The 25,417-nt window shown below is 63.3% G+C and carries 21 protein-coding genes; 10 read left to right on the top strand and 11 right to left on the bottom strand.

All coding sequences use genetic code 11. From position 1 onward, the window contains the following. The first annotated feature begins 4 nt into the window (after positions 1 to 4). The 5 genes from IEW00_RS02470 (at position 5) to IEW00_RS02450 (ending at position 5,154) form a co-directional block, all read left to right on the top strand. Positions 5 to 1,564, top strand: coding sequence for a long-chain-fatty-acid--CoA ligase (locus tag IEW00_RS02470; protein WP_188512757.1), 1,560 nt, complete (start codon positions 5 to 7; stop codon positions 1,562 to 1,564). Between the two features lie 124 nt (positions 1,565 to 1,688). Next, the gene (locus IEW00_RS02465) at positions 1,689 to 2,687 is read left to right on the top strand and encodes an NADP-dependent oxidoreductase (RefSeq protein WP_188512756.1); all 999 of its coding nucleotides are present in this window, start codon (positions 1,689 to 1,691) and stop codon (positions 2,685 to 2,687) included. A 409-nt stretch (positions 2,688 to 3,096) separates the two neighbouring features. After that, a complete protein-coding gene (locus IEW00_RS02460) occupies positions 3,097 to 3,372 on the top strand; it encodes a hypothetical protein (RefSeq protein WP_188512755.1) in 276 nt (91 codons plus the stop codon). A gap of 112 nt (positions 3,373 to 3,484) precedes the next feature. Then, positions 3,485 to 4,354 carry an alpha/beta fold hydrolase gene (locus IEW00_RS02455; RefSeq protein WP_188512754.1) on the top strand — a complete coding sequence of 290 codons (870 nt, stop codon included), beginning with the start codon at positions 3,485 to 3,487 and terminating at the stop codon, positions 4,352 to 4,354. Then, on the top strand, positions 4,354 to 5,154 hold the full coding sequence (locus tag IEW00_RS02450; protein WP_188512753.1) for a TIGR03084 family metal-binding protein: 801 nt from the start codon (positions 4,354 to 4,356) through the stop codon (positions 5,152 to 5,154). The genes IEW00_RS02455 and IEW00_RS02450 overlap by 1 nt, the downstream gene beginning before the upstream one ends. A gap of 633 nt (positions 5,155 to 5,787) precedes the next feature. On the opposite strand, the gene IEW00_RS02445 is transcribed toward IEW00_RS02450, so the two are convergent. From IEW00_RS02445 to chlG, 9 genes are all read right to left on the bottom strand, one after another. Beyond that, positions 5,788 to 6,105: a hypothetical protein gene (locus IEW00_RS02445; protein WP_188512752.1), complete on the bottom strand. Its 318-nt coding sequence runs from the start codon at positions 6,103 to 6,105 to the stop codon at positions 5,788 to 5,790. Between the two features lie 153 nt (positions 6,106 to 6,258). Next, positions 6,259 to 7,155: a carotenoid 1,2-hydratase family protein gene (locus IEW00_RS02440; protein WP_505625243.1), complete on the bottom strand. Its 897-nt coding sequence runs from the start codon at positions 7,153 to 7,155 to the stop codon at positions 6,259 to 6,261. Further along, a complete protein-coding gene (crtD, locus tag IEW00_RS02435; RefSeq protein ID WP_188512750.1) occupies positions 7,110 to 8,651 on the bottom strand; it encodes a 1-hydroxycarotenoid 3,4-desaturase CrtD in 1,542 nt (513 codons plus the stop codon). The genes IEW00_RS02440 and crtD overlap by 46 nt, the downstream gene beginning before the upstream one ends. Positions 8,652 to 8,934: 283 nt before the next feature. Beyond that, positions 8,935 to 9,210, bottom strand: a complete 276-nt coding sequence (locus IEW00_RS02430; protein WP_188512749.1) for a hypothetical protein — start codon at positions 9,208 to 9,210, stop codon at positions 8,935 to 8,937. 1 nt (position 9,211) lies between these two features. Beyond that, positions 9,212 to 9,679, bottom strand: coding sequence for a TspO/MBR family protein (locus IEW00_RS02425; protein ID WP_188512748.1), 468 nt, complete (start codon positions 9,677 to 9,679; stop codon positions 9,212 to 9,214). A gap of 113 nt (positions 9,680 to 9,792) precedes the next feature. Next, positions 9,793 to 10,281 carry a nuclear transport factor 2 family protein gene (locus IEW00_RS02420; RefSeq protein ID WP_188512747.1) on the bottom strand — a complete coding sequence of 163 codons (489 nt, stop codon included), beginning with the start codon at positions 10,279 to 10,281 and terminating at the stop codon, positions 9,793 to 9,795. Positions 10,282 to 10,362: 81 nt separating this feature from the next. Continuing rightward, positions 10,363 to 11,574 carry a geranylgeranyl diphosphate reductase gene (locus IEW00_RS02415; RefSeq protein ID WP_188512746.1) on the bottom strand — a complete coding sequence of 404 codons (1,212 nt, stop codon included), beginning with the start codon at positions 11,572 to 11,574 and terminating at the stop codon, positions 10,363 to 10,365. Between the two features lie 23 nt (positions 11,575 to 11,597). Continuing rightward, positions 11,598 to 12,932: a BCD family MFS transporter gene (locus IEW00_RS02410; protein WP_188512745.1), complete on the bottom strand. Its 1,335-nt coding sequence runs from the start codon at positions 12,930 to 12,932 to the stop codon at positions 11,598 to 11,600. Next, complete coding sequence (gene chlG / locus IEW00_RS02405; protein ID WP_188512744.1) at positions 12,929 to 13,831, bottom strand: chlorophyll synthase ChlG; 903 nt, start codon at positions 13,829 to 13,831, stop codon at positions 12,929 to 12,931. The genes IEW00_RS02410 and chlG overlap by 4 nt, the downstream gene beginning before the upstream one ends. A gap of 190 nt (positions 13,832 to 14,021) precedes the next feature. On the opposite strand from chlG, the gene IEW00_RS02400 reads away from it, so the two are divergent. Continuing rightward, on the top strand, positions 14,022 to 15,458 hold the full coding sequence (locus IEW00_RS02400; RefSeq protein WP_188512743.1) for a hypothetical protein: 1,437 nt from the start codon (positions 14,022 to 14,024) through the stop codon (positions 15,456 to 15,458). A gap of 60 nt (positions 15,459 to 15,518) precedes the next feature. On the opposite strand, the gene ppsR is transcribed toward IEW00_RS02400, so the two are convergent. Together ppsR and IEW00_RS02390 are read right to left on the bottom strand one after the other, a co-directional pair. Then, entirely contained in the window at positions 15,519 to 16,919 is a 1,401-nt protein-coding gene (gene ppsR, locus IEW00_RS02395; RefSeq protein WP_188512742.1) for a transcriptional regulator PpsR, read from the bottom strand. A 50-nt stretch (positions 16,920 to 16,969) separates the two neighbouring features. Then, entirely contained in the window at positions 16,970 to 18,028 is a 1,059-nt protein-coding gene (locus IEW00_RS02390; protein ID WP_188512741.1) for a cobalamin B12-binding domain-containing protein, read from the bottom strand. 263 nt (positions 18,029 to 18,291) lie between these two features. Between IEW00_RS02390 and bchF the strand changes: the two genes are divergently transcribed. From bchF to IEW00_RS02370, 4 genes are read left to right on the top strand one after another with little or no spacing between them, the layout of a single operon-like run. Continuing rightward, complete coding sequence (bchF, locus tag IEW00_RS02385) at positions 18,292 to 18,828, top strand: 2-vinyl bacteriochlorophyllide hydratase (protein ID WP_229736763.1); 537 nt, start codon at positions 18,292 to 18,294, stop codon at positions 18,826 to 18,828. Beyond that, the gene (locus tag IEW00_RS02380) at positions 18,825 to 20,114 is read left to right on the top strand and encodes a ferredoxin:protochlorophyllide reductase (ATP-dependent) subunit N (RefSeq protein ID WP_188512739.1); all 1,290 of its coding nucleotides are present in this window, start codon (positions 18,825 to 18,827) and stop codon (positions 20,112 to 20,114) included. Before bchF ends, IEW00_RS02380 begins: the two co-directional genes overlap by 4 nt. Positions 20,115 to 20,118: 4 nt before the next feature. After that, positions 20,119 to 21,795 carry a ferredoxin:protochlorophyllide reductase (ATP-dependent) subunit B gene (bchB, locus tag IEW00_RS02375; protein ID WP_188512738.1) on the top strand — a complete coding sequence of 559 codons (1,677 nt, stop codon included), beginning with the start codon at positions 20,119 to 20,121 and terminating at the stop codon, positions 21,793 to 21,795. After that, positions 21,785 to 25,405, top strand: a complete 3,621-nt coding sequence (locus tag IEW00_RS02370; protein ID WP_188512737.1) for a magnesium chelatase subunit H — start codon at positions 21,785 to 21,787, stop codon at positions 25,403 to 25,405. Before bchB ends, IEW00_RS02370 begins: the two co-directional genes overlap by 11 nt. The last annotated feature ends 12 nt before the right edge of the window (positions 25,406 to 25,417 follow it).

Genomic DNA, 25,417 nt, shown 5'->3' with positions numbered 1-25,417 from the left:
GCGCATGAGCATGATCGCCGATATGGTAGCGCGCGGTGCCACCGCGACCCCCGACAAGACAGCGCTGATCCAGGATGACGAGGCGCTGAGCTATGCCAAGCTTGACGATCTGGTGTGCCGCAGCGTCGCCGCGCTCAGGGCGAGCGGTATCGGCAAGGGCGACCGGGTGGCGTTCCTCGGTCTCAACTCGATCGATTACGTCATCCTGCTGATCGCGGCCTTGCGCATTGGCGCGGTGACGGTGGCGGTCAACTGGCGGCTGGTGCCGCGCGAGATCGCCTATATCGTGAAGGATGCCGGGGCGCGGCTTTTGCTGACGCAGCGCGCGGTGCTGGACAATGCTCTGGCGGTTCGCGACGAAGCCGGGCTCGAGACGATCCTGCTCGGCGATGGCGTTTTTGAGGGGCGGCCTGCGTTTCGGGCATGGGTGCAAGGGTTTGCGCCCGATCGCTCGCTGGCCGATCTGGCCGACGGTGATGTCGCGGTGCAACTGTACACCTCCGGAACCACCGGCCACCCCAAGGGCGCGCTGCTCACCCATGGCAGCCTTGCCGCCTCGCTGAGCCAGGGCAAGAAGATTGGCGAGGACTGGGCGGCATGGCTCCCCAGCGATGTCTCGCTGGTCGCGATGCCCTTGTTCCATATCGGCGGCACCGCATGGGTGATGCAGACGCTGAACGGCGGTGGCACCGGCGTGATCCTGGCCCAGCCCGATGTCGCGCTGATCATCGCAGCGGTGCAGCGCCACGGCATCACTAAGATGTTCGCAGTGCCTGCGGTGCTCAACATGGTCCTCAACCATCCCGATGCGGTGGGCGCCGATTTCTCCTCGATGCGGGTGCTGCCCTATGGCGCCTCGCCGATCCCGCTCGATGTGCTCAGCCGCTCGATGCGGATGTTCCCCAACGCGCAGTTCGTGCAGATGTACGGCGCGACCGAGACCAGTGGTACCATCGTCTATCTGCCGCCCGAAGATCATGATGTCGCAGGAACACCGCGCATGGCCGGATGCGGCAAGCCTTTCCCCGACGTCAAACTGCGGATCGTCGGCGAGGACGGGGAGGATCGCGCTGTCGGCGAGGTCGGCGAGGTCTGGGTGCGTGCGCCGCTCGTCATGGCGGGGTATCACAACCTTGCCGACGCCAATGCCTCAGCCTTTGTCGATGGCTGGTACCGCACCGGCGATGCGGCCTATGTCGATGCCGATGGGTATCTCTATTTGTTCGACCGGGTGAAGGACATGATCGTCTCGGGCGGCGAGAATATCTATCCCGCCGAGGTCGAAAACGCGCTGCACCACCATCCGGCGGTTCGCGATTGCGCGGTGATCGGCGTTCCTGACGCGCGCTGGGGCGAGGCGGTGAAGGCGATCGTGGTGCTCAAGCCGGATGAGACAGCCGAAGAGTCGGGGCTGATCGCCTTTGCGCGCGAACACATCGCCGGATTCAAATGCCCCAAGAGCGTGGATTTCGTCGATGAGCTTCCGCGCAACCCCTCGGGCAAGGTGCTCAAGAAGGAGCTACGGAAGCTCTACTGGCAGGAGGGTGCGCGGCAGATCGGGTGAGTTTGTATCCTCCGCCGTTCTCCCGCGAAAGCCGGAGCCCAGGAGTCGGATTGCACTGTTGTCGCCCTGGATTCCGGCTTTCGCCGGAAAACGGCACGTTTTTTTATAAGTCAGGAGCAAACACATGACCACCACCCGCCAATGGCTGATCGCAGGCTGCCCGCGTGGCCGTCCGGTCGAGGATAGCGACTTCGAACTGGTGACCAAGGACCTGCCACCGCCGGGACCCGGTCAGATGCTGCTCAAGACGCATTATCTGGGCTTCGATCCCGCGCAGAAGGGCTGGATGGAGAACATCGCCGATTATGTCGCGCCGACCGAGATCGGCGAGGTGATGCGCGGGTCGGGGATATCCGAAGTCGTCGAATCCAACGGTGGCAAATTCCCCGTTGGAACGATGGTGATCGGATCGACCGGGTGGACCGAATATCACCTCTCGGACGGCGAGGGGCTGGTGCCATGCGATCCTGCGCTTCCTCCCACCGCGATGATGTCGGTGCTCGGCACCACCGGGCTCACCGCTTATTGCGGGCTGTTCAAGATCGGCAAGCCGGTGGCCGGCGATACCGTATTGGTTTCGGGCGCGGCCGGGGCGACCGGATCGATCGTCGGCCAGCTCGCCAAGATCGCCGGATGCCGCGTCGTCGGTATTGCAGGTGGTCCCGAGAAATGCGCCTGGTTGGTCGAGGAGGCAGGCTATGACGCCGCAATCGACTACAAGGCGGGAGGATTGAAGGCTGCGATCAAGCAGCATTGCCCGAACGGGGTCGATGTCATCTTCGACAATGTCGGCGGCGCGATCCTCGACGATATGCTCTCGCAGATCGCCACCAATGCACGCGTCGTCATCTGCGGCGGCATCAGCCGCTATGAGACCGGGCAGATGCCCGCAGGTCCGCAGAATTATTTTAACCTCATCTTCCGCCGCGCGACAATGACCGGGTTCATCGTCCTCGATTGGGCGAGCGAGTTTCCGGAGATCCGCAAGCGGCTGGCCGGGTTCGTGAAGGGTGGCAGGCTCGCCTTTCGCGAAGATATCCAGCACGGCTTCGAGAACGCGCCGCAGGCGATGCAGCGGCTATTTTCGGGCGCCAATCGCGGCAAGCAGATGTTGAAGCTCTAGCGCATTCGCTCAATTCTGGCGTGAATCTCGGTTCCCCGCGAAGGCGGGGACTCACCTTTTGCGGGTGCGCCAGGTGCGATGGTCAAAAGATGCGCTCATGCCTGCGCAGGGAATCGGACCGAGCGAAAATCACCGTATTGGATTTCTTTGGAACGCAGGCCTGCGCCAAGGCAATGCAGAATTGCGCAACTCTGTTGCAATGCGGTATCGCTGATGCTTGAATAAACCATTGAAAAAGATGATATTTTTCTATACTTGCATAAAATGCAACGTGCACTGCAAAAATAGCATTCGCAATTGCAGCATTTCTCTTTGCAACTTATCAAGTGCGTACTTAAATCAGCGGTGCTGATGAATATCGCCCTGTTCAGGGGCCAATCTTCGCCCCATGATTGAAAGGAATGCAACTATGAACATTCGTGCTTCCGCCCTGATCGGCGCCGTGCTTCTCGCAGCAACTGCTGCTCCCGCTTTCGCTCAGGACGATGCCCTGATCTCGAAGAACCAGACCATCTACGACACCGAAGGCAAGCGCGTCGGCAAGGTGACTCGCGTTCTCGAAGACGGTTCGGCCCTGGTCATCTACAAGGGCAAGGTCGTGCGCATCGGCGCTGCGACCCTGACCGCGGACGAAGGCAAGGTTTCGACCTCGCTGTCCAAGAAGGAACTCGCGCGTCTGGATTGATCCGTCAATCCTTACGCCGACCGGCCAAGTGCCGGAAGGTAAGGGGCGGTAAAGCACGACGGTGCTTTGCCGCCCCTTTTCATTTGGCCTGAAACCCGCTTAGGGTTGCGCCATGACACTGACCGGACCTGCATCGCACAGCTTTTTCTCGCAGCGGCTCAAGCTGCATTACGCCGACTGGGGAAACCCGGACAAGCCGCCGCTGATCCTGGTCCACGGCGGCGAGGATCATTGCCGGTCGTGGGACTGGGTGGCAGGCGAACTGATGGCCGATTGGCACGTCGTCGCGCTTGACCTGCGTGGTCACGGCGATTCGCAATGGACCGCCGACGGCAACTATCCGATCATGAACTTCGTCTACGATCTGGCCCAGCTGGTCGAGCAGTTCGGCTATGATCAGGTGACGATCGTTGCGCACTCGCTCGGCGGCAACACTGCGCTGCGCTATGCCGGGCTGTACCCGGAAAAGGTGCGTAAGATCGTTGCGATCGAGGGGCTGGGGCCATCACCCAAAATGGTCGAAGAGCGCGCGCAGACGCCGATCGACGAACACTGGCGCAAATGGTTTGCCGATAAGCGGGCCAAGGCCGCGCGCAAGCATCGCGAGTATGACAGCTTCGAAGAGGCGCTGCAGCGCATGCACGCCGAAAACAGCTATCTCACCGCCGATCAGGCTCGGCACTTGTGCGAGCATGCCGTGATCCGCAACGAGAACGGGACGTACAGCTGGAAGTTCGATCCGCATATCCGGATCTGGCCGATCCTCGATATCACCACCGATCAGATGCAGCAGCTGTGGCAGCGTATCACCTGCCCTACCTTGCTGTGCTGGGGCGAGAAAAGCTGGGCGTCCGACCCTGAGGTCGACGGGCGGATGGAGCTGTTCCAGAACGCGCGCCTCGCCAAGTTCACCGATGCCGGGCACTGGCTGCACCACGACCAGTTCGATCGGTTTATGGCCGAGCTGAAGGGGTTTCTGTGATGCAGCAGGCCGACGATTTCCTGGTCGAGTGCGACCGTATCCATGCGCTTATCGCGCCGCTCGACGATGCGCAGCTGGCGACGCCGACCGCGTTCAAGGGATGGACGATTGGCGATATCGTCGGCCATCTGCATGTCTGGAACCAGGCCGCGCAAATGTCGCTGAAGGATGAAGACGCGTTCAAGGCCTTCATGGGCCAAGTGGGCGGGATCATCCGCTCGGGCAGCGACCTCAACGGCTTCGAGCGCATCTGGCTCGATGGGTTGAGCGGGCAGGCGCTGGTCGCGGCCTGGGCCGAGACCTACCGGGCAACTGCCGCAGATTTCGCGACCGCCGATCCGGCGCAGCGCGTCCCCTGGGCGGGGCCGAGCATGAGCGCGCGCTCGTCGATCACCGCGCGGCTGATGGAAAGCTGGGCGCACGCACAGGCGATCTTCGATGTGCTGGGCGTGGAGCGCGCAAACGGCGACGCGCTCAAGAACATCTGCGTGCTGGGGCTCAACACCTATGGCTGGACGTTCAAGAACCGCAAATTGGACGCCCCCCAGCCGGTGCCGCAACTGCTGCTGACAGCGCCGGCGGGCGAGCTTTGGGTGTTTGGTGAACCGGCGGATGGCGAGCTGATCGAGGGCGATGCGGCGGAATTCTGTCAGGTCGTCACGCAGACGCGCAACATCGCCGATACGGCGCTCAAGGTCTCTGGTGCGAACGCCACCGCCTGGATGGCCATCGCGCAATGCTTCGCGGGCGCGCCCGTCGATCCCCCCGCTCCGGGGGTGCGGCGGAAGGCGGAGGCTTGAACCTAGGTGGCTGCCAACTGAGGCCTTGGGATTGATCAATGCCGTCACCCTGAACTTGTTTCAGGGCCCATTTCTCCCCACGCGGCTTCGGCTCATTGGCCACGATGGGTGCTGAAACAAGTTCAGCATGACGGGTTTGTGTACCGCAGAGTTGGTGCGGGTTCTTGAGAGCGTTCATGCCGGGCGGCGGGCGGCGTATAGGTAGATGGCGGAGGCGCATACCCACCTCTTCGCGGCTTCGCGTCTTCGCGTGAAAAATTTTGGTTCACGCGAAGACGCGAAGGAAAGCCGTTTCGGCAAGGCAAGAACGTCTGCGCCAAGCCCGGACCACCCTACCCACCCGGTCCCCTGCGAAGGCAGGGGTCCATCTCCCAAGCGCTGCGCCGGGTGCGAGGGCAGGAGATGGGTGCCTGCCTTCGCAGGCAAACGGTTGAGGGAGGGATGCAGCTTGGCCGCGATAGGCAGAATGTCCGTTATCAACTTGGTACGAAAAATTCCCGCCATTCCGCAAACGACCCCAAAGCGATCGTTCGGCTGCAGGTACCGTTTGGAATATGGTGCCAATTCAATCAGAATGTCGCACCGCTTATGGGAAAAGACGATTGCATGCCAATCAGCGCGGGGCCGACGACGCTAGGTACGGGCAAATACGCACGCCGCGACGAATGCACTAACGAGGAAGATCACGCCAAAGATCGGTGCACCGTAGATAAGCATAGTCATGGGCCCCATGTAATCGCCGCCGCCCGAACTCTCGTGGTTAGCGTAATCGATCCGCTGCCACACATAAAAGAAAAGCAGGACCGCAAATACCGGAGAGCAGATGGCCAGCATCGCCCTTAATGTCAGCGGGACGAGGTTGGGCTGCTTCTTCAGAATTCGTCCTGAGGCCACTGCGACCATCATGGCAAGCCCTGCCGGCACCCCAAAAAACATGACAAAGCCGCTCATTACGTCAACATACTCTTACAGGCACTTCTTTGCCATCCCCCTGTTCGTAATTGTTAATCCAAGGATTAATTTAAAGCCCTACACGCAGTTTCAGCTTTCCACCCAAACCCAGCCATTAAGGTCGCCACGCCGCGCAACCAAATGCCGTCACCCTCAACCCCGTCGCGGCATCCTGAACGGCAGCATCAGCTTCACGATCCCCTTTTCCAGCCGGTCGAGCGACAGGCTCTCGTGCACCGCTTCGGCCTCCTCGCCGAACAGCCGAGTCTTGAGCGCGGTGCGCGAGTAGAACGGGGTGTCCTCCCAGGTGCGGCGGATTTCGACCGGGGCGCCGGCATCGGCGCGGGTCAGGCGGGGCATGCGCCACAATGTCTTGGGCAGCACGCGCTCTGGCGGAAGTTCGACCTCGCTGATCGTGCCGTTGTCGGCGAATCTTAGGCCCATCGCAAAGCGCGTGTCATCGCGGCGCTGGCCTTCGTAGAGCACGACAGAATCGCGTTTGAGATGCGCGCGGGACCAGTGCCAGTCGGTAAATCCGCGTTCCAGGGGTTCGACCCCGGCGTTGCTGTCGATATAGCCTTCGCCCTTCCAGCTGAGCGACGGGTTGTCGAGCTTCACCTCGATCGCGGCGCGCGGCGCGATCGGGCGCCAGGCGTGGTTGCCTTGGGCATCGAGCGGCCACAATGTCTGCGGCATCACCTTAGGGAAGACGCGGATGGTGCCGCGCACCTTTTTGGGCAGCGGCGCGGTGATCTCTTCGAGGTCGATGCGCAGGCTGGAGCCATCCCAGTGCATCGAACTCGGGCCGATCACCAGATTGTCGTGATCGCGCGACAGGTGGCCGCGCCCGCGTTCGGTCATGCACCAGCCGCCACGCGGGCCATAAAGCGCCACGTTCATCGCGATATGGTTGTCGGGATCGTTCCGGCCGGACCAGTGGTAATAGGGCGAGAAGACGCTGCCGATGAAGGCGATGATCGTCAGGCCATGCTTCCCATCGTCGCTCAGCGCGTCGATGTACCACCAGGCATAGCCACCCGGCGGGACGATCGCATCGAAGGCAGGTCCGCAAGCAGCCGCTCTGCCGCCAAGCGGCCGGAGAGACTCGCCATCGGGATCCCGGCGCCGGGGTGGATTCCACCCCCGGCCAAATAGAGCCCCGGCAGGCGGCTCGCTGCCCCGGGCCGCTGGAAAGCCGCCTTCCATCCATGAGTCGCCCGACCGTAAAGCGCGCCGCCCGTCGCCGGGAACAAATGCTCGTAATCCGCCGGCGTCACCAAATGCGAGTTGTCCGCCGTTCGGTCGATCGTCAGGCCACAATCCTCCAGGAAGCCGAAAACTTGCCTCTCGCATTGGTCGATCTCCGCCTGTGAACTTTGGAATGTGTCGCCATTGGCTGGCGCGTTGACGATAAGCTGCAGTCGTTCGGGGCCCGGCGGCGCGCGCGCCGAATGGTCGTCGCGGTCCTGCGCGCAGATATAGATGGTGGGCGCTTCGGGCACCTGGCCGCGCTTGAAGATCGAATCGAACTCGGCGCGGTAATCGTTCGAGAAGAACACGCTGTGCCGCACTAATGGAAAACCGGCGGTCTTGGCGTTGATCAGCCAGGTCATGCTGGACAAGGACCGTTGCTTGGGCGGCACCGGCGGTACCGCGCGACGCACCTTGTCACCCAGCCGCCCGATATTGAGCGCCGCAGGATCTCCGTTGAACACGACCGCACGGGCGCGGATGACCTCACCCGATTCGAGCCTGACGCCTGCAGCGCGGCCATGTTCGACCACGATCTCTGCGATCGGCGCATCATAGCGGAACTGCGCGCCGTTGCTGCGCGCAAGCTCTGCGATGGCGGTGGCGATCGAGTGCATGCCATTGTCGGCGAGCCAGACGCCGTCCTGCTCGACATGCGCGATCAGCATCAAGGTGGCGGGCGCGACGAAGGGGGAGGAACCGCAATAGGTGGCATAGCGCCCGAACAACTGCTGCAATCGGGGATCGCTAAAATGCCGCCCCAGCGCCTTCCACATCGCCTGATACGGGCGGATGGCCATGGTCTCTGGCAGGCGCTTGAAGCCGATGCGCGTTACCAGCGAGAAAGGGGTGGGGGCAGGGGCTTCGAGATAGGGTTCGCGCAGCACGTTGAAGATGCGCGCGGCCTCCGCGCAGAAGGTGCGAAAACCCGCAGCGTCCTTCGCGCTGAAATAGTCGCCGATCGCCGCTTCGCTGGCTTGCATATCGGCGAGCAGGTCGAACGGGGCATCCGGTCCCCAAGCATGGCGCGCGATCATGCTTGCCGGGGTGAGCGGGATCGCGGTTTCGAGATCGCCGCCGCAATCGGCAAACAGACGGTCGAACACCCAGCGCATCGTGAACACCGTCGGCCCGCCATCGACCGGGCGGCCATCGGCCATCACTTCGCGCAATTTGCCGCCGGGCGTAGGCTGGCGTTCGACCACCAGCACAGGTTCCCCCGCCGCCGCCAGCAACGCCGCCGCGCTCAGCCCACCGACGCCCGCGCCCACGACGATGATCGGCTCATGACGCATAGGGCAACCAGGCGGGAGAAACACAGTTCATGGCGCGATGCTAGCAGGTGTCCAGAAAAGATGACAGGTGTTTGTCAGGTAAAATGGACATGGGTTTGTCGTTCTCAAAAGCGCTCCCCTTCGATGGGGGAGGGTTGGGTGGGGGTGATCTCTCCGGATTGCAAATCGGTTTCATGACGGACCCTCGCACCTAGCCGCAACCCTCACCCTCACCGCTGCAACTAGGCAACAAGTTGCCAAGTTTCGCTGCCTCTCCCATCAAGGGAGAGGCACGATGGTGGCATCAAGGGCGCGGTGGCTTGCCCAGCATCCCGCGCCGTTTTAGATCGGCGATGTGCACCGGGAATGACAGCACCAACGGCAGCGCGATCATCGGCCAGTCCGCGCCGGTCAGTGCGCCCCGCAGCGCAAAAACGATCAGCACTGCGGGCCCCAGCGCCAGTGCGACGTCGAGTGCCCTGGCGCCCCGCGCCACCAGCCAGACGAACTCGGCCAGCAGCACGATCAGGATCAGGTCCGCCGCATGTCCGCTGGCGAAAAAGGCGGAAACCGCATCCATTTTAGCCGAATGGCCCGTTGAGTTGCACGACGGCATAGTTGATCGCTGCGGCCACGCTGACCCAGCCGATATACGGCAGCAACAGCCAGGCGGCAGGCTTGGAGAAACGCCCGCAATAGACGATCAGCAGCGCGATCGACAGCCACAGCGCCGCAACCTCGATCAGCGCCCAGTCAGGCCGCTGCACGCGGAAGAACAACAGGCTCCACAACACGTTGAGAAAGCCGTTGAACGCGAACAACCCGATGACGTTGGTGCGCGCATTACGCGTCGGTGCGGCGCGCCAGGCGACCAGAGATGCCATCGCGGCGAACGCGAAGATCACGGTCCAGGCGACCCCATAAAGCCAGCCCGGCGGCGCCCAGGCGGGCTGGGTCAGGCTTTGATACCAGGGCCCCAGATCGGTGATCGTCGCACCGCCTGCGGCCACGATCAACGCCGCCATTGCGGCCAGAATAACGGGAAGCATGCTTTCACGGTGCACGGTTTACAGGTCTCCAGGCGAGCCAATCGAATTCAGGCAGGCCGATGTCTAGGGGACGGCACGAGCGGCGGCAATCGTCCGCATGATCGCTGCAGGAATTATCGCGCGATGATGGTCGCCTGGCGCGCGGTCAGCAGCCAGCGGCCATCGACCTGCTTCCACAAATCCGTGAACCGCCGGTGCACGGCGGCCGGGGTCGCGGCGCCGTCCAGCTTGGGCGTGACGACTTCCTCCCCCATCAACACGACCATGCCACCGCGCACACCGGCATATTCGATGCTGCGATCATAGCGGCTGTAGCTGATCTGCCGCCGGGCATTGCGCTGCGCGGTCGCCCCCTGCACCGAGACGCCGTTCTGCGGATTGTTGACTGCGAGATCATCCGCCAGCAGTTGCGCGAAGGCCGCGAAATCGTCGGCTATGGTAGCCCGGTCGAGCGCGGTAGCCGCCGCTAGTGCTGCAGCGATGCGGGGATCGGCGACCGCTTTTTCGACATCGGGGTTGGCGGCCTTCCAGCCAGCGGAAGCAGGGACGGCGATGCACGCCAGCGATGCAGCCGTCAGCGTTCTGGCAGCAAAATTCCGCATGAACCCGTCCTCCGGATCGACAGCATTCCGAAAGGATGATGGTATCAGTCGCCTACGTCACCCGCCACCCTGTCGGCGGCTTCAGGCGCGCGACAGCCCGAGCAGATGTCCCATATCCTTCACGAAAATCTTGGCATGCGCCACCGGTTTGCGGCGAACGAGTTCCTTGTGCATGTAGCTCTGCCAGGTGAGATACTGGACATCGGGATCGGCACACATCTTGACGAAGCGTTCGCGGCGCTTGTCCGACGAGTACCAGAAATACTGCATCATCCCGAGGATCCAGAACACCTTGCCATGCTTGGCCATGAACTGCTTGCGCGCCTGTTTGAGCGCGGACGCCTTGCCGGTGACGAGGAACTGGAACACCGCGTCGCCTGCCAGCCGTCCGCAGGCCATGGCGTAATAGATGCCTTCGCCCGATGCTGGCGCGACCACGCCTGCGGCATCGCCTGCAACCACCAGGTCGCGGCCATTGTCCCAGCGTTTCAGCGGCTTCAAGGGGATCGGCGCACCTTCCTTGCGGATCGTCTCGCACCCCGCGAGGCCAATCTGCTCGCGCATCAGCGCGGTGGTTTCGCGCAACGGGAAGCCCTTGTTCGCGCTGCCGAGGCCAATGCTTGCGGTGTCGCCATGCGGGAACACCCAGGCGTAGAAATCGGGCGAAAGCTTGCCCTGGTAATAGACATCGCAGCGATCCTGATCGAAATCGGTGGCGTGCGCGACGGCAGCATCGGGGGTCTTGATGATCTCGTGATAGGCGAACACGCATTTGACCTGTTCGGCGCCCTTGATGTTCTGCTTGGCCACCGCCGAACGTGCACCGTCCGCACCGATCACGCTGCGCACCCGCACCCGCCGATCGGGCCCGCCGCGATCGCTGCGATAGACCAGCACTGCCATGCCATCAGCGTCACGGTCGATCCGTTCATAGGTGCCGGTAACACGTTCCGCGCCGTTCAGTGCAGCGCGGGCGCGCAGCCATTCGTCGAACACGTCGCGGTCGACCATGCCGACAAAGCCCTTGCCATCGGGGCCATCGCCCACCGGCATATCGACCTTGCGCCCGGCAGGCGAAATCATCCGTGCCGCGCGCGCCTTGGCGACGAGCAACGATTCGGGGATTTCAAAATCCTTGAGCGCGCGCGGAGGGATCGCCCCGCCGCACGGTTTGATCCGGCCATCGCGGTCGAGCAACAGCACCTTGAGGCCGCGCAGCGCCAGATCGTTGGCGGCGGTCGCGCCCGAAGGGCCACCGCCGATGACCGCTACGTCAAAATCCGCTTCTGCCATGGTACTCACTCCCTATTTGGCCATCAGGCCGGTGCCGCCACCATAAGCGGATCGGCGGTGCGCATGGTCACGCGCACCCCCAGCAGCGCGGCGAGGATGAACAGCCCCGCCTCGCCTGCGAAAATCAACTGGAACGCTGCGCCATCGCTGGCGAGCAGGCCGCGCGCGATATCGACGCCCATCGCGCCGGTGAGGCCGCCCAGCCCGAAGGCGATCGCCTGCGATGCGCCCCACACGCCCATGCGGACGCCTTCCTTGGATTGCTGCCCGGCGCCTGCCAGACCCATCATCGCGCCGATCGCGGAGACCGCAAACAGCCCGTTGGCAAAGCCCAGCACCGCGACATTGGCCTTGATCGGCCAGTCGCCGCCTGTCGTCGCTGCGATCGCAAGACCCGCCAGCGCCAGCGCGGAACCGCCGCAGCCAGCCAGGATCCACCAGCGCAGGTCCGCCGGACGCCGCCCGGCAAAGGCGCTGCCGCCGATGCCTGCGACGATCATCCCGGCCATCACGCCGCCATGCTGCAGCCCGGAAAGCTTGGTCGATTCGCCCGGGGTCATCTCGAACACCAGACCGGCAAACGGCTCGAGGATCAGGTCCTGCATCGCATAAGCGAGCATCGAGACGAACACGAAGATGGTGAAGCGCCGCGCGGTGGCGTCGGTCATGATTTCGCGCAGAGCCTCGCCGAAGCTGCCCGTCGGGGCATCGCTACCCGGATGCGGGGGCGGTACCAGCCGCTTTTCGATCCCTGCAATCGCCACGCAGGCCAGGCAGAACGCACTCAGCGCTACCCCGCCCGAGACGATCGCGAGCCGCTGCTCGCTGAAGGGATCGATCAGGCTGCCTGCGGTCGCAGCAGCCACCACGATCCCGCCGACCATCATGATCCAGGTGATCGCCGCCGCCGCTGCGCGCCGTTCGGGGATCACCCCCGAGGCGAGCATGGCGAGCATCGATGTTCCTGCCGCGCCGACGCCCGCACCGATCATGCTGAACGCCAGGATGGCGAGCAAAGTGCCTGTCACCGGCGAGACCGGCAGCAGGATCGTGGCATTGACCGCGACGATGCCGCCCAGCGCCAACATCCCCATTCCGCCGATGATCCAGGGGGTGCGCTTGCGCCCCTTGTCCGATCCATGGCCCCACATCGGGCGCGACAGCTGTACAGCATAATGCCAGGCGACCAGCCCGGCGGGTAATGCTGCAGGCAATGCGTATTCGACCACCATCACCCGGTTGAGCAACGATGTCGCAAGCATCACGATCGCGCCGATGCTCGCCTGCACCAGCCCCATGCGCATGATGTCGGCCCAGCCCAATCCCACATGGGAATTGCGCGCGATTGTGGTGGTCATATCCAGCCCCCCAGGCCGAGGGCGGCGGCGAGCATGCCCATGACATAGGATGACACGCCGGTGGCATTGTACCACGGCGCGTATTTGTTGGGATCGGTGAGCAGGCGGCGCATGAACACCAGTTGCATCGCCAGCAGCAACGTGACCGCGATGGCGGAAATCGCCAGGCCCCAGTTGAGCAGCAGCGCGATGACGATCACCTGTGGCAATGCCATCACCGCGCAGGCGAGCCTGGCAGCGTTCTTGACGCCCAAAGTGACCGGCAGCGAGCGCACGCCCATTGCGGTGTCGCCTTCGACCGCCTTGAAATCATTGAGTGTCATGATGCCATGCGCACCGATGCTGTAGAGCAGGATGATGATCAGCACGCGCGCATCCGGAAGCCCGGCACTCATCACGCTTGCGCCGGTGAACCAGCTGAGGCCCTCATAGCTCAGCGCGACGACCCCCGGCCCCACCCATCCGCTCATTTTGAAGCGGAACGGCGGCGCGCTGTATCCCCAGGCGCACATCAGCCCGACGATCGTGGCGATGAACACCCAGAACCCCAGCACCGCGCCCAGCACCAGCGACAGCACGGAACCGATCAGTGCGACATAAAGCCCCCATTTGCCCGCAATCCGCCCCGAAGGGATCGGCCGCTCGGGCTGGTTGATCGCATCGACGTGCCGGTCGTACCAGTCGTTCACCGCCTGGCTGGTGCCGCAGACCATGGGTCCGGCGAGCAATACCCCGCCGATCAGGAACATCCAGCGATCGGTCAGCGGCGCGCCTGAAGACATCACCCCGCAAAAGAACGCCCACATCGGCGGAAACCAGGTGACCGGCTTCAACAGCTCAAGCACATCGCGCGCGGCGGGAATCGGCACAGGGCGGGTGATATTGGCAGAGCGATCCATGACGGGGAGGCTATGCGGGGCAGGGCAAAGTGTCAACCAAAATGGACAGTTCAAACTGTAACCCTGCCTTGTGATTCTGACGGTCGATGTCTGTTCGGTCTTTAGCCAGCATGCCATTTTTTTGGCGAAGGGGGCTAGGCACCCCAGAACGGAACAGCGACAAGGTGCCAATGGGTCGGGAGGTCGAAAGATGACACTGAGCAGACTGGCACTCCTGTTGGCGTCTTTGCCGTTGGTATTGTCGTCATCGGCAGATCGGGAGCCGCAAGGGCGCCAGGTCATCCTTGAGTCCGAGCCGCTTGCCCCGACCGAGAATGTTACCGCGCCCGTGCCGCCCCAAAACGCGGCGCAGCGCGATCATTCCTATCCGTTCTACATGCCGATGCAGGGGCTGCGCGCGCCGGCGGTGACCTTGCGGATCCGGTGTGATGCCTCGCGCGCGGCCGGGCGAGAGGTGTATGCCGGGCAATCGGCGGAATCGCTCTACGGCCGGGTCGAAGGCGGATATGAATTCATCTATGAGGCCTTAGATAGTACGGGGCAGCCCTGCGTCTATCCCTTCGCGCCCTGGATGCCGCAGATCACCGGCGCCACACAGGGCACGCAATATATCTTCCGCTCTTCGGTCCCCGGTATCCCGGTGACCTTCCGTAGCGACGATGCCTGGGCGACGATCAACCTGCGGCTGTTCGATCTGGGGCCGCAGCGGGTTCATTTCGAGATGCGCGACATCGCCCTCGACTTTCCCGGTGCAGGCCAAGTGAAGGGTGCGGTCCATCTTGAGGTGCTGGGGGTCACCCGGCCTGGGCTGGTGACCGCAGTGATCCGCAGGACGAAGATATTTGGCGGCAAGAACGCGCTGTTCGTGCCGGGCGGCGAGATCATGGTCTTTATCGAGGACAGCGAGATCGCCGGCAATGTCGGCGACAATGTCGACCAGGAGCATTCAACCTATATCAACGGCACGCTCGTCTCGCACATGCGCAATTCGGTCTGGTATGGTCAGAAGGGCTGGGTGGACGTCGCGAGCGGTCACCAGCTCAAGGACAAGGCCTATTTGCGGATCTATGAAGATGTGACCGTGGCCAACCTGCCGGGTGCGACCGTGCCATCGGCGATGCCGCCGGTGGATATCTCGGCCTTCGGCTTTACCTGGTCGAACAATCTGCGGGTGAAGCGAGTGCCCCCTGCGCAAGCGCCGCGCGACGCGCTGGTCGATCTGCGCACAGAGATCGTCTACGGAGCGCCGCAAAACTATCCTTGGAACATCATGGTCAGCCCGGACTGGCGGATGCCGGCATCACCACTTGCCGCGCTCGATCAGGTGTATCTGTCGGTGTTCCAGAACACCGTAGTCGAGAGCTTTCGTACCGAACCTTATGTCTTCAGGCTGGGGCAGCAGGGGCTGGGGGTGGAGCCTGGTACACCGACCGTGATCGGCAACGCGCTCAGCACAAAAGCCCAGCAACGAATGGTGTCACTGGCGTTCAATACGCGAGGATCGCTGCGCAAGGCCTATTCCCCGGAAGGGTGGACCTTTGCCGATCCGCAACTGCCCGCAGATGCCCAGTGGGTGGTTGATCGCGACGCATTCATCCGTCACGCGCTGGGGCTGATAGGCCGATAGCGACATGCGGGCTGGCCCGTCCGCCTGCGGCCTGTCGGGCGCAAAGCGGCCGCGCCCGGTCTACCCCAGCTCGTCCTTGCGTCCGACCAGATTGCCCAGCCCATGCCGATGGAGCTTGGAATACAGGCTCTGGCGGCTCAGCCCCAGGATTTCGGCGGCGGACGCGCGGTTGTCCGACGTGTAGGCGAGCGCGGCCTCGATGCACATCCGTTCGATCAGGTCGGTCGATTCGCGGACGATCTCGCGCAGCGGCATCCGCCCGACGAGTTCGGTGAGCTGGTCGACCGAGCGTGGCAGGTCGCGATCGGCAGGCGGCAGGTCGCGCATCCGGCGGCTGACGGTGCGGATGGCAAAGCCGTAATGTCCGCCCTGGCTGTCGGTCTTCACGCCCGAGACCTCGATTGCCTCTTCGATGGCGTCGTCGGCATGGACGATGGTGGTCGCATTGCGCACCTGACCATGGGCGTCGAGTTGCTTGCGCATCAGATCGACATCGATACCGGGACGGCCGATGAAACGGCCCAGCGGTTGGCCGGTGATCGCCTCTTTCGAGCTGCCATGAACCAGGTCGATAAACGCCGAGTTGGCGGTGATGATCTGCATTTCGCCATCGGTCAGCACGAAGGCATCGGGCATCCGCTCGATCAATTCGTGCAAAGGTCGCTGGTCGCTGGTTTTGCCTGCGCCTTCACCCGATTGCGATAGCCGGATCATGAACTGGCGGCCATTGTCCTGACGGAAGGGCATCGCGGTCAGCAACATCGGGGGCTGGCCCTCGGTGATGTTGATATCCATCTCGCATCGTTCGCCGGTTGCTGTTGCGCCGCCCAGGCTGGCGATCAGATCATCGCGTGATACGCCGCCAATGACATTGGCAAGATCGCGGCTCTCAAGGGTGCCCGCTTTGGCGCCGAACAGACGATAGCTGGCAGGGTTGGCGGCCGTGATCCGCCGGGTGCCCGCATCGATGACCATAACCGGATCGGTGATCATGTCGAACAACAAGCGGAACCGGGCCTCTGTCTGGCGCAGCTTGAGATAATCGCGCTCGAGCGACTGCTGGGTCTGCAGCAGCCGTTGCTGCAGGCTGGCCCAGGCGCGAACGTCGCGGCCGATAGCCATGCGCGGATTGCCCTCGCCCAGATCGACGAGGCGATAATGGATGGGAAGATTGCCATCAGGGCCAGGGTGGTTGACCTGACGCCAGCGCTCGGGCGTTCCTGAAGGTTCGCTCGCGAGCATTTCGTTGATCTTGGGCTTGCTATCAAGCGCAACGGTGTCCTCCCAGCGCCTGCCTATCCAGCCGCTGAGGTCGGGCATGTCGTCGACACTGACGGAAACATCGCTGATGACGCCGTCGGAATCGAGCGCCAATGCGATATCGCCTGCGGCCAGCACCAATGCGAGTGCTGCTCCGATTTCAAGTGTGCCTACGACGCCTTTGAGGTCGCGAAAAGGCATGGGGGTTGCGAGAAGCTCGTCCTTTATCATAGCCGCGCCGGGTGCGGACTTCAAAATGCAAGAGCTGAGCGCTCAACCCCGGCACATACGAGTTCGTCGGCCAAAGCGAGCGCGGCCTCAGCATCCGGTGCGGTACCATCGGCCCCCAAATCGCGGGCGCGCGCCGGGTCATAGCCAATGGCCGGACCGCCGATCATGATCGCAAGATTGGGATTGCAGGACACGCTTCTCATCGCCGTCAGCAGCTTGGGGACTGCCGCGATATAAAAGTCGGTCGTCACTGTCAATCCAACCAGATCGAATGATGTTGCGCCCAAAGCCTGCAAAATGTCCGCTTGTTGCGGCTCGATCAGTGTTTCCACATCCCAGCCTGCGCGCTGGAAGCACTCCGAAATGATCAACGTTCCCAGGCTGTGCTGGTCATCGGGCATCGCGGTAAATAGGGCCTTGTGGGTGCGCAGGTTCCAGCCGGGTGAGGGCGGGGCCCACAAAGCGATCGTGCGCAGCAATGATTGCAGCCGCCAAAGACCCATCGTCACATCGACGAAATCACATTCGTCGCGAGTCCATTTTTCACCCAGTTCGCGCGCAGCCGGCGCAATCAGCTGGATGAACAGTGTTTCGGGCGCGATATTCTGATCGAGGTACGCAGTCACCACATCTGACAGAACATCGACTTCGCTGATCAGAACCTGTGAAGCAAAATCCTGGATCGTCGCTTCATCGAACACCTGTACCGGCGCAATCAGGGCGGCCACGGTTTCGATCTTCACGTCGAGCACGTTGTCGTTCGACTGGGTGCCCGAGGTATCCCGGAACCCGTTGTTGTCAGGACCCGCGCCATGACCGGACATGGCTCCAGGGCTCATTGTCGCTGGCGTATCGGCAGGGAATTGGCTCATTCGTGGATCATCCTGGTGCACCATTAGCAGCCGCGGGATGATTTCGTCTTCCACCAGGCGACCAACGTCATCGCTGGCGCGATGGCTGGCAGCGCGGCCATGACCGGTCTGCTCACCATCCCAAGGCGACGCTTTCTTGCGCGAACGCGCATTGCGGAACAGTCCTGTCGTCGACTTTATCAAATCGATGCCAAAAACTGAGGCCATTCAGACTCTCCTGGTCTTGTCGATGCATCCCGGTCCCTCATTGAACCGTGCATCGGCCTGGAGGCTGGAGACTTCTTGGATCGTTCCCTCGCCAAGTCTCAACCCTACGCCTGTCCAGTGAGCCTGACAACAGACTTTTTGTCAAGAAAACTATACGTCAATTTAACTTGACACTTTTGCCGAGCGAAGGGTAGGCTTCAGGTCTTGATACGGGAGACGCAACGGCGCTTATGCCACTGGAAAACCAGCCTAGACCTGCGGAAATGCGCGACTTTACAGGTGACCCGTCAGGTCATCGGTCCAACGCTGCACCTGTTTCCCTTTACACGGCCGAAGAGCGCGAACGCCGCGATTCGACCGTATGGACACTGGTCCAGGGCGTCCTCGCGCCCATCCAGTTCATCATCTTTCTTGTCAGCCTTTCGCTGGTCGTGCGGTACTTCGCCACCGGCGAAGGCGCTTTCGCTGCCGACGTATCGATCATCGTCAAGACGCTTACGCTCTACACCATCATGGTCACCGGATCGATCTGGGAAAAGGTGGTCTTCGGCAAGTGGCTGTTTGCACCGGCGTTCTTCTGGGAAGACGTCTTCTCGATGCTCGTTCTGGCGCTGCACACCTTATATTTGGTGATGCTGCTGGGTGGTATCGGCAGTGTCGAGGCCCGGATGGGCGTCGCGCTGGCAGGATATGGCGCCTACATCATCAACGCCGGCCAGTTTCTCTGGAAGCTGCGCGTGGCACGACTCGAGGCTGCAAAGCAGTCCGATTCGCACGGCGCACTGGCGGTGGCATCATGATCACGACCGCACCTGCCCCTGCTCTCGCCGACGCCGGTTGCACCACCGCTCCCGTTCTGCGCGAACGCGGCCAGCGCGAAGTGTTCTGCGGTCTCACCGGCATCGTCTGGTTGCACCGCAAGATGCCCGACGCGTTCTTCCTCGTCGTCGGATCGCGCACCTGCGCGCATCTGCTGCAATCGGCCGCGGGCGTGATGATCTTTGCCGAGCCTCGCTTTGCTACTGCAATCATCGAGGAACGCGATCTGGCGGGCCTGGCCGATGCCAATGAAGAGCTCGACCGTGTGGTACGCCGCCTGCTGGCGCGCCGTCCCGAGATCCGCACCCTGTTTCTGGTGGGCAGCTGCCCTTCGGAAGTGATCAAGCTCGATCTGGCACGCGCCGCCCATCGGCTCGCCGGCGCGTTCCTTCCCGATGTGCGAATCGTCAATTATTCGGGCAGCGGCATTGAAACCACCTTCACCCAGGGCGAGGACGCATGCCTTGCCTCACTGGTGCCGTTCATGCCGCAGCTGCCCGAAGGCTCGGCCCAGCAGCTGCTGATCGTCGGCGCGCTTCCCGATATCGTCGAAGACCAGCTGCTGCGCTTGGTGCGCGACATGGGAATCACCAACGTCGCCTGCCTGCCGGCACGTTCATCGCGCGATCTGCCCGCGGTTGGCCCCAATACCCGCTTCCTGCTCGCGCAGCCGTTCCTGGGCGATACCGCGCTGGCGCTTGAAGATCGCGGTGCTGTGCATCTGCCTGCTGCCTTCCCGTTCGGCGCGGAAGGCACCACAGACTGGCTACGCGCAGCGGCAAATGCATTCGGCATTGATGAAATGCACTTCCGCAGCGTTGTCGCGCCGGGCCGCGAGCGTGCCAAGCGTGCGCTCGAGCACAGCCGCGCGCGACTCGAAGGCAAGACCATCTTCTTCCTCCCCGATTCGCAGCTCGAACTGCCGCTCGCACGCTTCCTGCATGTAGAGCTGGGCATGATCCCGGTAGAAGTCGGAACGCCCTATCTGCACCGCCAGCACATGGCCGCAGAACTGGCGCAGCTGCCGGTCGGCACCGTGATCAGCGAAGGCCAGGATGTCGACAAGCAGCTCGACCGGGTCCGCGCATCCAAGCCCGACATCACCGTGTGCGGTCTTGGCCTTGCCAATCCGCTCGAGTCGGAAGGCTTCACCACCAAATGGGCGATCGAACTCGTGTTCTCGCCGATCCATGGTTTCGATCAGGCGGGTGATCTCGCTGAGCTTTTTGCCCGGCCGATTCGTCGCCGCGACGTGTTGAGGGTATAGGGTCATGCAGCTATCGGTCTGGACCTATGAAGGGCCTCCTCACGTAGGGGCAATGCGGGTCGCGACCGGTATGACCGACGTGCATTACCTGCTGCATGCGCCGCAGGGCGACACCTATGCCGACCTGCTGTTCACGATGATCGAGCGGCGCGGCAAGCGTCCTCCGGTGACCTACACCACCTTCCAGGCGCGCGATCTGGGCACGGATACCGCCGAGCTGTTCCAGACCGCGGCGCGCGATGCGGTTGCCCGCTACAATCCCGCCGCCCTCCTGGTCGGATCGTCGTGCACTGCCGAACTGATACAGGATGACCCCGCTGGCATGGCCCAGGCGATGCGGCTTCCCATTCCCGTCATTCCGCTCGAGCTGCCCAGTTACTCCCGCAAGGAAAACTGGGGCGCTTCGGAAACATTCTACCAGATTGTCAGGACTCTCGCGGTCGGGGATTCCTCCCGCCCCGCATCGCGCCAGGCAGGTTCTCCGCGTCCCAAAGCGAACCTGCTTGGGCCGAGCGCACTGGGTTTTCGCCATCGCGACGATATCGTCGAGATCGCGAAGATTCTGGCTGCGCTCGGCATAGAGATTAACGTCACCGCGCCCATGGGGGCGAGCGCGGCCGACATAGCCCGGATTGCAGACGCCGATTTCAACATCGTGATGTATCCGGAAATCGCCGACACCGCCGCGCGCTGGCTGGAAAAGAGCTTTAAGCAGCCCTTCACCAAGACCATCCCGATCGGCCATGGCGCTACGCTCGATTTCATCCGTGAAGTCGCTGGCCTTGCCGGTGTCGATGCCGCTCCGGCGCTCGATCTTGCTGAAGCGCGGATGCCTTGGTGGAGCCGCTCGGTCGATTCGACGTACCTCACCGGCAAGCGCGTCTTCATCTTCGGTGACGCGACGCATGCCATCGCTGCGGCCCGAGTCGCGCGCGACGAGCTGGGCTTCGTGGTCTGCGGCCTGGGCTGCTACAACCGCGAATTCGCCCGCGATATCCGCGCCGCTGCTGCCGAACACGGTGTCGAGCCGCTGATCACCGACGATCATCTCGAAGTCGAAGACGCCATCGCCGCCGCGCACCCCGAGCTGGTGCTGGGCACGCAGATGGAACGCCACATTGCCAAGCGCCTCTCGGTGCCCTGCGCGGTGATCTCGGCGCCGGTGCATGTCCAGGATTTCCCCGCGCGGCACAGCCCGCAAATGGGCTTCGAAGGCGCCAACGTGCTGTTCGACAGCTGGGTGCATCCACTGGTGATGGGGCTGGAAGAGCATCTGCTCACCATGTTCCGCGATGATCCCGAATTTCACGACGGTGCAGGCGCCAGCCACCTGGCGCATGGCACCACGACCAATCCTCCCCGGACCGGGGAGGGGGACCATCCGCAAGATGGTGGAGGGGAAGCCGGATTGCGCTTCCCTGACGACATTGCACCTGAACGCTCCCCCTCCGTCAGCGCTGACGCGCTGCCACCTCCCCGTACCGGGGAGGATTTGGGAGATGTGGCGGTGCTCGACGTCGCTGCCCGCTGGACCACCGAAGCGGAGATCGAACTCAAGAAAATTCCGTTCTTTGTGCGCGGCAAGGCGCGGCGCAACACTGAGGCTTATGCTGCTGAGCGTGGGCTGGCCTCCATCACGATTGACACGCTCTATGAGGCAAAGGCGCATTATGCCCGGTAGAGCCAACACGTCAGCGGCCCAGAACCGCTCAGCCGCGATCCGCGTGGTGTTCATCACGCTCGACAACCATCTGTCGGGTGCAGTCGACCGTGCCGAAGCCGTCCTGGTCAAGGACCTCCCGGGCCTGTCCATCGGTTTCCACGCCGCTGCCGACTGGGACCGTGATCCCGGTGCGCTCGATGCCGCCCGCGCCGATATCGCCCGCGCCGATATCATCATCGCCACCATGCTGTTTCTCGAGGACCATGTCCGCGCGATTCTTCCCGCGCTCGAGGCCCGACGCGAGCAGTGCGATGCGATGCTCGGCCTGATGTCGGCAGGCGATATCGTCAAGCTGACCCGGATGGGCGGATATCGCATGGATGCGCCTGCGCGCGGACCGCTGGCGCTGCTCAAGAAGCTGCGCGGATCATCGAAGCCGGGGGCCAGTTCGGGTGCCGGCCAGATGAAGATGCTGCGCCGCCTGCCCAAGATCCTCAAGTTCGTCCCCGGCACCGCGCAGGACGTGCGGCATTATTTCCTCACCTTGCAATATTGGCTGGCGGGCAGCGACGACAATGTCGTCTCGATGATCCGCGGCCTGATCGATCGCTATGCCGCTGGCGACCGTGCTGCGCTTAAGGGCACCACGCCGGCGCAGGCGCCGCGCGAGTATCCCGAGCTGGGCCTGTATCACCCCGCGATGGCGGAAAAGATCACCGAAGACGCGCGCGCGCTGCCGCGCAATGCCAAGGCTGGCGGCACCGTCGGCCTGATCCTGCTGCGCTCGTATCTGCTCGGCAAGGACGCCGCGCATTATGACGGCGTGATCGCAGCGCTCGAAGCGCGCGGGCTCAATGTCGTGCCGACCTTCGCCAGCGGGCTTGATGCGCGTCCGGCGATCGACAGGTTCCTGGTCAAGGATGGCCAGCCGCAAGTCGATGCGGTGATCAACCTCACCGGCTTCTCGCTGGTCGGCGGCCCTGCCTATAACGATGCGGCCGCCGCCGAGGAAATTCTTGCCGGAATGGACCTGCCGTACATCGCGGCGCACCCCATCGAGTTCCAGAGCCTCGAGCAATGGGGCAACCGCCATCAGGGCCTGCTGCCGCTGGAAGCAACAATGATGGTCGCGATCCCCGAGCTCGATGGCGCGGTTATGCCGCATGTCTTTGGTGGCCGATCCGATGGCGCGGGCGAGCCCTGCGATGGCTGCGCGCGCCACTGCCTGTTCACCGCGCCCGATGCGATGCGCTCGATGCAAAGCTGCCCCGAGCGCGCCGAGATGCTCGCCGCCAAGGTCGAGCGGATGGTGGCGCTGCGCCGGTCCGAGCGGGCCAAGCGCAAGCTGGCGATCATCCTCTTCAACTTTCCGCCCAATGCCGGTGCCACCGGCAGCGCGGCGCACCTTGCGGTGTTCGAGTCACTACACGCCACGCTCCACCGCCTGTCGGCCGAGGGTTATGACTGCTCAGCACCGGCCACCGTCGATGGCCTGCGCGATGCCATCCTCAAGGGCAATGCGGAACGCTTCGGATCGGACGCCAATGTCGCGGTGCGGATCTCGACCGACGACCATGTCACCAACGAACCGCATCTGCGCGCGATCGAAAAGCAGTGGGGCCCCGCGCCCGGCAAGCTGAACAGCGATGGCTGGTCGATCCACGTGCTCGGCAAGCAGTTCGGCAACGTGTTCGTCGGCGTTCAGCCCAGCTTCGGCTATGAGGGCGACCCGATGCGGTTGCTGTTCGACGGCGATTTCGCCCCGACGCACGCCTTTGCCGCATTCTATCGCTGGATCCGCGAAGACTTCCGCGCCGATGCGATGCTGCACTTCGGTACCCATGGCGCGCTCGAGTTCATGCCGGGCAAGCAGGCAGGCCTTTCGGGCGATTGCTGGCCCGACCGTCTGCTGGGCACTGTCCCCAATTTCTATCTCTACGCGGCCAACAACCCTTCGGAAGGCATCATCGCCAAGCGCCGTTCGGGTGCGACCCTGGTGTCGTACCTCACCCCGCCGCTGGCCGAAGCCGGCCTGTACAAGGGCTTTTCCGATCTCAAGGCGCTGGTCGAACGCTGGCGTTCGCTGGCTGGCGAGGGCGTCGAACGCGCCGCGCTGGAAATCATGATCCGCGATGCGGCGACCGCCCTGGACATCGACGGGTCTGATATCGCCGCGCTGGCGGGCAATCTGTACGAGCTCGAACGCGCGCTGATCCCCTTTGGCCTGCATGTGCTGGGCAGCCAGCTCGAAGGCGAAGAGCGCGAGGCGTTCCTCAATGCGCTGGCCGCTGCCGACAATGGCGCTACTCGCGAAGAGCTTGATGCCAAGCTGTCGGCCAATGACGAGCTGGGTGCCTTGGTCCATGCGCTCGACGGCGGTTATGTCCGTCCGGCGCCGGGCGGTGACATCCTGCACAACCCCGAAGTGCTGCCCACCGGGCGCAACACCCATGGGTTCGATCCTTTCCGCATCCCCAGCGCCTTTGCTTGCGCCACCGGGACCGTCCAGGCCGAAGCTTTGCTGGCCCGCCATGCCGAAGCCGGCGATCCGGTGCCTGAAAGCATCGCGATGGTGCTGTGGGGCACCGACAACCTCAAGACCGAAGGCACGCAGATCGCGCAGGTCATGTGCCTGCTGGGTGCGCGCCCGCGCTTCGACTCCTACGGGCGTCTGGCTGGCGCGGAGCTCATCCCGCTCGCCGAACTGGGCCGCCCACGGATCGACGTGATCGCCACGCTTTCGGGCGTGTTCCGTGATCTTCTGCCGTTGCAGACCCGGATGATTGCCGAAGCCGCCTGGCTGGCCGCGACCGCTGACGAGCCCGAAACGCTGAATTTCGTGCGCAAGCATGCACTGGTGCACGCCGCCAAGATAGGCTGCGATATGGAAACGGCATCCTTGCGGGTCTTCTCCAACGCCGAGGGCGCATATGGCGCGCAGGTCAACATGATGATTGACGGCGGCGCCTGGGCCGACCCCGACGAGCTTGCCGAAGCCTTCGAAACCCACAAGGGCTATGCCTATGGCCGCTCGGGCGCGCCGGTAAAGCACCGCGAGCTGCTCGAAAGCGCGCTCTCCTCGGTCGAGTTCACCTACCAGAACCTCGACTCGGTCGAACTGGGCGTCACCGATATCGATCAGTATGTCGATGCGCTGGGCGGTGTCAGCCGCTCGGTCACCCGCGCCCGCGGCGGCAAGGCCGCGCCGGTCTACATCGTCGATGCCACCGAAGGCCCTGCCAAGGTGCGCACGCTGTCCGAGCAGATTGACCGCGAAACCCGCACCCGGATGCTCAACCCCAAATGGTACGAAGGCATGCTCAAGCACGGCTTCGAGGGTGTCCGCCAGATCGAGGGCCATGTCACCACGACGATGGGCTGGTCGGCCACCACCGGCCAGGTCGCACCTTGGGTCTACCAGCAGATCAGCGAAACCTATGTGCTCGACGATGCGATGCGTGCGCGCCTCGCCACACTCAATCCGAAAGCCTCGGCACGTGTTGCCGAACGCCTTCTGGAAGCATGCGACCGCCGGCTGTGGGAACCGGATGCCGCTACCCTGGCTGCGCTGCGCGCCGCCGCGGACGATATTGAAGACAGGCTGGAAGGCCTGATCGCAGCAGAATGACGGGAGTTTATT

The organism is Blastomonas aquatica, assembly GCF_014639875.1.
Lineage (GTDB): Bacteria > Pseudomonadota > Alphaproteobacteria > Sphingomonadales > Sphingomonadaceae > Blastomonas > Blastomonas aquatica.
The sequence above is the reverse complement of the archived record's forward strand: the minus strand, read 5'-3'. Positions and strand labels throughout refer to the sequence as shown.